This window comes from Streptococcus sp. HMSC061E03 (genome assembly GCF_001813505.1).
Taxonomy (GTDB): domain Bacteria; phylum Bacillota; class Bacilli; order Lactobacillales; family Streptococcaceae; genus Streptococcus.
The window spans coordinates 267,410-274,172 of the sequence record NZ_KV812784.1 but is presented as its reverse complement, the minus strand read 5'-3'; the positions used below and the strand labels follow the sequence as shown (position 1 = coordinate 274,172).

The window sequence follows — 6,763 nt, the reverse complement described above, 5'->3', positions numbered from 1 at the left end:
AAAATGAGGCTGGGACAAAAGTCCTAGCCTCTTAATTATCTTTGGATTGTCGAGCAATACGCAGTGGTTGAGTGGGCTCTAATACGCTGATTTCATCAGCTTATACAGCCCTACTCAACTGTGCGGAGGTGGGACGACGAAATCGAATTCTAACGAATTACCGATTTCTGTCCCACTCTCTTTTTTCTTATGAAACCGATTCGAGTTTCATTCTTTTCTGCGTATCTTCTACGACGTCTTTTAAAGTGGTTTGGGACATTTCTTTTTCCATAGCAGTCTGAATGTCCTCAAGCTTTCCATCTAAAACATTATGGATATTGTGGCCAATTGGGCAGGCTGGATTCGGATTGTCATGAAAACCAAATAATTGACCTGTCGAACCTAAGCATTCTACTGCTTGATAGATATCCAGCAGGCTGATCTCATCGGCTGCTTTTGCGAGCTCAGCTCCGCCTGTCCCACGCGCTACATGAATCAATCCAGCTTTCTTCAACTGAGACAAGGTCTTTCGAATAATAACAGGGTTCACGCCGACACTTCCTGCCAAAAAATCACTGGTTACTTTTGTTTTCTCTCCTTGTAGAGCAATCATGATCAAGACATGAGTCCCAATGGTAAAGCGACTCGAAATTTGCATAACTTCACTCCTTTCTACCCGTTTAGAAGGTAGAGTCTATTGAACAACCGTCAAGGGACGACTTTCGTTATCCCTATTATACTCTTTTTAGTTGTAATGTCAACAGTTACACTATTGAAAGAAGTCCTCTAACCAAGCATCGATTTCTCGATCATGACCTTCTCTCTGCTCAATTTCATGAAGGAGCTCATGATTGTGGGTATGATGAATACCATTGACCAAACTTTCATAATACACTTGGTAATAAGGAAGATGGAGGTCTTTTGCCAGTTGCAGTTCTTTTTGGACATCATAGTTCACCCGTCTAAAATCGACATCTTTTAGCCCCATTTGATCAAATTCAAGAATGGCATACATGGCCCGAAGGTCCTTGCGAAGATTCTTTTCCAGAAAGAAAGGCTGACCGATCGAGCCAGGATTGATGATCAGTTCTCCTCCTGTCCCGTAGCGGAAAAACTGCTGGTGAATATGTCCGTAGACTGCAATATCACAAGACGGGTTTGTCACCAAGCGATCAAAATCCTTCTGCTCACCAATGTGGATCAATTCGCGACCCCAATTCTTATCAGGTAAGTGGTGGGTAATGCCGATCTTTAAACCTGCGATTTCTCTATGGACCTGCATGGGCGTTTTCTGCATGTCTTCAATTTCCTGGGGCGTGATTTCTTCAAGAATATATTGACACTGGCGCATGAGGTAGCGATGACTGGGTCTGGTCTCATCCAACATCCCCCTCATAGCCCGCCAAAGACTATCCTCCCAGTTCCCAAGGACTTTGACCGTAATCGGTAACTCCTCTAACAGCTCCAAGAGGTCCCGTCTCCCTGTCCCTGGCATCAAACTATCTCCCAAGAGCCAATATTCATCCACCTTGGCTTTTCGACTATCCTCTAGGACAGCTTCTAATGCTGTCGTATTTCCATGAATATCTGAAAGTAAAGCAATTTTAGTCATGATCTTCTCCTTCTCTCCATTATAACAAAGAGAAGAAAAACTTCCACCCAAAGGTGAAAGTTTTATGAACATTCCATGCTACCAGAAATGAAAACACAGGCTAGAAGCGGACGCTTCGTCGTTGGATTTATCTTTTTCCAAAGAGTTGCTTAACGGCTTTGTATCTTAGTCTACTGATTTGAGGGCTTCGAGCATGTCTACTTTTCGGAGATAATGGTCAACATAAATTCCTAACAGGATCAAGAGAAGGATCATTCCTCCGACAGGAAATAGGAAAACGCCAAGTCCTACTTTAGGGTAAAAGAGAATGGCATCTGGTGCAATCATGGCAATGAGGAATTGATGAAGATAATAACCACCCACTAATCCCATGAGGATCCCTATGATAGACAATAAGATGGTTTCGCGGTAAATATAGAGCGTCACTTCCTTATTATGGAATCCTAAGACCTTAATGGTTGATAATTCACGGATCCGCTCTGCCACATTGATATTGGTTAAATTATACAAGATCACGATGGCTAGCAAGATCGATACGACTACTAGAATCATCATAGTAGTGTCCAAGGATTTGGCAACTGAGTTAAAGAGGGAAATCATCGAAGCGTTCTGACTAACCGCCTTCACAGCTGCAAGATTCATCATATCCCGACTGACAGCCTGCACTTGTCGTGTAGAAGGATTTTTCAACTGCACCAAATAGCTATTTGCTGAAGTCCACTTTCCGTAGATTTTTTGGTAACTTGCCTGATCCATATAGATAAAATGGCCGACATAATTTTCAGTGATCCCTGCTATCTTAAAAGTATGACCATCTAAGGTCAATCGATCACCGACTGTAACCCTGGCTAGTTGTGCTAGCTTACTACTGATGATGACCCCTTTCTTGAGAGACAAGGACTCTTCCTGCTTGAGAGAACGCAAGCTTACAAAGGGAGAAAAATCTGTACGATCCGTTACCATCATCGTAATGGTCTGCTTGTCGCGTCCACCCTTTAAAGATGCTTCGATGACCTTACTATAGATGGCTCGATAATCTTTGATATCTGATTTTTCCAGACGATTGGTTAGTTCCTTGCTTTCTTGGCTTGATGCATTGGTTTTTTGGGCTACAATCAACTCATAGGATAGGATCTCTTGAAATTGGCGTTTGGAAACCCCTCCTACAGAGGATTGAATTCCTAGCCCTGCAAAGAGGAGAGAAACAGAACCTGCCACTCCAAAAATGGTCATCAGCATCCGTTGTTTGTAACGAAAGAGATTACGAGCAGTGACCTTGTGGGTGAAACTCAGACGCTTCCAAATAAACTGGAGACGCTCCAGGAAAATCTTCGAACCGGATACCGGTGGTTTGGGAAGCAATAGAAGATTGGCTTCTTCTTTTAATTCCTTACGCGAAACCCAGTAAGCCGGAAGCACACTCGCGACGAAAGACAGTCCGAGCGCAATCAGAGTCATATCCCCATAAAAATACTCTCTGCTCTCTCCAATCACCATCCCTTGCGTGATAATGTTGGAAATGATCCCCGATAGGAAATAATGGCCCAGCAAGCTTCCTAGAAGGGTCCCGATCGTCCCTGCAAAGAATCCATAGAGGACAAATTTGAGAATGATGTCCTTGGTACGATAGCCCAGTGCCTTAAATATCCCTGCATTGGTCCGCTCTTCATCGACAAAGCGGGTCATCGTGGTAAAGGTCACCATGGCGGCTACCAGATAAAGAACAACCGGAAAAATATTTCCGACAGCGGAGATACTGCTACTGGCATTGCTATACATCAGGTAACCTTGTCCACCTGGCATGGTCTTGCGGTCATAGACATGATAAGTTGGGATTTCTAGCTGATCTCGCTCGCCTTGGGCTTTTTTCAGCTCCTCCTCTTTTTTTGCAAGCTCCGATTCACCTGCAGTCCAGTCCTTCTTTTTCTGATCCAGTTGTTCTTTGGCTTGATGGATCTTTTCTTGACTGGCTACTTGCTCTTTAGCTGGCAGAAATGGAGCTAGTTTCTTGAACTGGGCCTCCTGCAAGTCTAATTGCTTTTGAGCCTGATCAATCTGACTCTTGGCTGACTGGAGGGTTTCCTTGGCACGACTGAGTTCTTTCTGGCCTTTTTGAATCTGTCCATCCGCCTCCTGTTTGAGTCTTTGATAGCGAGCTTTTCCATTATCTTTCAAAAGTTTTTCTAACTCTTCTTGATGAGCTTTGAGCCCTTTTTGGTAGACTTGCGAAAAAGAATCTAAAGACTTCAGATCATCAAACTGGATCCGCGCCATCGCGGGAAGTTTAGTCGTAAAGACCTCTTTTGAAACTAGTGCATAGGCATCTAGATTTCCACTGCCACTCATGGCAGTGCCTAAATTCTTTTGAGACCACATCTCAGAGGATTGAACAAAACCAACAATGGTGAATTGCTTTCGCTTTAAACTAGAGCGCGTTCCAGCCTTTTCTTCAAGTGTGAGGGTATCCCCTATCTGATAGCGATCCTCCCAAAAACTTGCTAGGGCCAGTTCCCCTTCTTTTTGGGGCAGGCGCCCCTTGGTCACACGAAAGGAAGAAAGACTTTTTGGGGCAGAAAAAAGTCGAATTGCCTTTCCTGTTCCTTTCACTGTCAGATCTAGCAGTAAACCAAATTCGACACGCGCTCCTTTAACTCCTAAAAGTTCCTCTTGGTCTGCCTGATCTAATCCCAAGTCCCCCATGACAGCAAGATCTAGCATCTTTTGTTGCTGAATAAACCGGTTAGCCGTTCGGTGCATATTTGGAGTAGTCACCTTTAGGCCTACCAAGGCCAAGCTTCCCAACAACATCAAGGTTAAGATGGAGAGAAAACGTCCTTTTGAATGTGTAAAGGAAGCAAATAGATCCTTCCAATAGACTTTTCGTTTCATGCTACCACCTCTTCTAATATTCTAGCGTAGCAATATCTTGAGGAAGCTCATTGATTTCTACTGACTTGACCTTAGCATCATGCATGCGAATCACACGGTCTGCAATCGGAGCTAGAGCCCCATTATGGGTTACGATGATGACCGTCGCTCCCTTTTTTCGAGACATATCCTGTAAAATCCCCAATACTTGCTTACCCGTCTGGTAATCCAAGGCTCCCGTCGGCTCATCACAAAGGAGAATTTTAGGGTTTTTAGCCACTGCCCGAGCAATCGCCACCCGTTGTTGCTCTCCCCCTGACAATTGGGCAGGAAAATTATCAAGACGATTGCCAAGTCCTACTTCTTTCAAAACAGCTTCCGGATCCAGAGCATCAGAGACAATTTCTGAAGCCAACTCAACATTCTCCTTAGCTGTCAAATTAGGGACCAAATTATAAAATTGAAAGACAAAACCAACATCATCTCGTCGATAATTGGTTCGTTGATGGGAATTTAGCTTTGCAATATCCACCCCATCAATCAGAACCTGACCCTCGTCATTGGTGTCCATCCCTCCTAAGATATTGAGAACCGTTGATTTTCCAGCTCCTGAAGCCCCTAAAATAATGACCAACTCGCCTTTTTCAATCTCAAAGGAAACATCCTGGTTAGCGAAAATTTCTGTTTCTCCACTCGTATAGCACTTGTAACAATGCTGCATTTCGATGTAGGCCATTTCCTTTCCTCCCTCCTACTTCCTATCTATATTATAGTCCTTTTCTGATAGATTACAAAGAAATCGAGGTAGTAGAAAACAAGGTTATCCTAAATTATCATGAAGGATTATAAATTTTATGCTATAATTAGAGACAAATTTGAATTATTCTTAGAAAGAAGGCTCATTGTGAGTTTACAACAATTTGAAAGGAAATCACTTCAAGAAATCAACCAATCTATTGATGTGCCAAAAGGGATCCCTTTTTGGAAGACCCTCCTGCTCTTTTCAGGACCAGGAAGTCTAGTAGCTGTCGGCTATATGGACCCAGGAAACTGGATTACCAGTGTCGTTGGAGGGGCCCAATACCGCTACCTCCTCTTATCAGTGGTTCTTCTCTCGTCTTTAATCGCCATGCAGTTGCAACAAATGGCTGGTAAACTAGGGATTGTCCATCGTAAGGATCTGGCCCAAACAACCGCCCATCATTTGCCAAAATGGCTTCGCTATACCCTTTGGATTGTGATCGAGCTTGCCTTGATGGCGACAGATTTAGCAGAAGTCATCGGATCAGGGATTGCCCTCCACCTTCTTTTTGGCTGGCCCTTGCTCTTTTCTATCCTGATCACTATCTTTGATGTCTTCCTATTACTAGGACTCATGCATCTAGGATTTCGAAAGATCGAGGCCATCGTATCAACCTTGATCCTCACGATCCTTGCAATTTTTGGCTATCTGGTATTCCTATCGAAACCAGATATCGGAGGAATCTTCGCTGGCTTCCTCCCTCAAAAAGAGGTGCTAGGAATTGGACTTCCAAAAGGAAATGAAGCCTTAACCTTGGCGCTTGGAATCATCGGGGCAACCGTAATGCCCCACAACCTCTATCTCCACTCTTCCATTTCGCAAACGCGAAAGGTTGATTACAAGGATCCAGCAGATATCAAACGGGCAGTGCGCTTTATGACCTGGGATTCAAATATTGAATTGAGCTTGGCTTTCGTCGTCAACTCCCTCCTCTTGATTCTTGGAGCGGCCCTCTTCTTTGGCCACGGAGATAAGATCGGTGCTTTCTCTAGCATGTACAACGCCCTCAAGGATAACCATATTGCCGGTGCTATCGCTAGTCCCTTCTTATCCACCCTCTTTGCCATCGCTTTGTTAGCCAGTGGTCAAAATTCAACCATTACTGGGACTCTAACCGGTCAAATCGTTATGGAAGGTTTCTTGAGATTCCGCTTACCACAATGGGTCGTTCGTCTCATGACTCGGATCATTGCCCTTCTTCCTGTCATCATCGTTGCGATCTTATTTGGAGATCAGGAACATGTCCTCGACGACCTTCTAGTCTACTCTCAAGTCTTCCTATCAGCGGCTCTTCCATTCTCCATCTTCCCTCTGGTTTATTTCACCTCCAACAAGGAAATCATGGGAGAACATGTTAATGCGAAATGGAATACTTTCTTAGGCTATCTCGTTGCGATTGTCTTAACTATCTTAAATTTCAATTTGATCGTGACAACTTTTATCAAATAAAGAGAGAGTGGGACAGAAATCGGTCATTCGTTAGAATTCGATTTCGTCGTTCC

5 protein-coding genes are annotated in these 6,763 nt (G+C 43.9%); 1 reads left to right on the top strand and 4 read right to left on the bottom strand.

Going from position 1 to position 6,763, the window contains the following annotated elements; genetic code table 11:
- Positions 1-187 precede the first annotated feature (187 nt).
- The 4 genes from HMPREF2917_RS01575 to HMPREF2917_RS01560 all read right to left on the bottom strand — a co-directional run bounded on the left by HMPREF2917_RS01575 (position 188) and on the right by HMPREF2917_RS01560 (position 5,195).
- A complete protein-coding gene (locus HMPREF2917_RS01575; RefSeq protein ID WP_031576605.1) occupies positions 188-637 on the bottom strand; it encodes an Rrf2 family transcriptional regulator in 450 nt (149 codons plus the stop codon).
- Positions 638-748: 111 nt separating this feature from the next.
- A complete protein-coding gene (locus HMPREF2917_RS01570) occupies positions 749-1,591 on the bottom strand; it encodes a metallophosphoesterase family protein (RefSeq protein WP_070588790.1) in 843 nt (280 codons plus the stop codon).
- Positions 1,592-1,756: 165 nt separating this feature from the next.
- Positions 1,757-4,480, bottom strand: coding sequence for an ABC transporter permease (locus HMPREF2917_RS01565; RefSeq protein ID WP_070588789.1), 2,724 nt, complete (start codon positions 4,478-4,480; stop codon positions 1,757-1,759).
- A gap of 13 nt (positions 4,481-4,493) precedes the next feature.
- A complete protein-coding gene (locus HMPREF2917_RS01560) occupies positions 4,494-5,195 on the bottom strand; it encodes an ABC transporter ATP-binding protein (protein ID WP_070588788.1) in 702 nt (233 codons plus the stop codon).
- Between the two features lie 168 nt (positions 5,196-5,363).
- Between HMPREF2917_RS01560 and HMPREF2917_RS01555 the strand changes: the two genes are divergently transcribed.
- Positions 5,364-6,710, top strand: a complete 1,347-nt coding sequence (locus HMPREF2917_RS01555; RefSeq protein WP_003013089.1) for an Nramp family divalent metal transporter — start codon at positions 5,364-5,366, stop codon at positions 6,708-6,710.
- Positions 6,711-6,763: the final 53 nt, after the last annotated feature.

Coding starts and splice junctions, on each gene's coding strand:
- HMPREF2917_RS01560 (WP_070588788.1), bottom strand. CDS start 5,195: ATGGCCTACATCGAAATGCAGCATTGTTACAAGTGCTATACGAGTGGA.
- HMPREF2917_RS01575 (WP_031576605.1), bottom strand. CDS start 637: ATGCAAATTTCGAGTCGCTTTACCATTGGGACTCATGTCTTGATCATG.
- HMPREF2917_RS01570 (WP_070588790.1), bottom strand. CDS start 1,591: ATGACTAAAATTGCTTTACTTTCAGATATTCATGGAAATACGACAGCA.
- HMPREF2917_RS01565 (WP_070588789.1), bottom strand. CDS start 4,480: ATGAAACGAAAAGTCTATTGGAAGGATCTATTTGCTTCCTTTACACAT.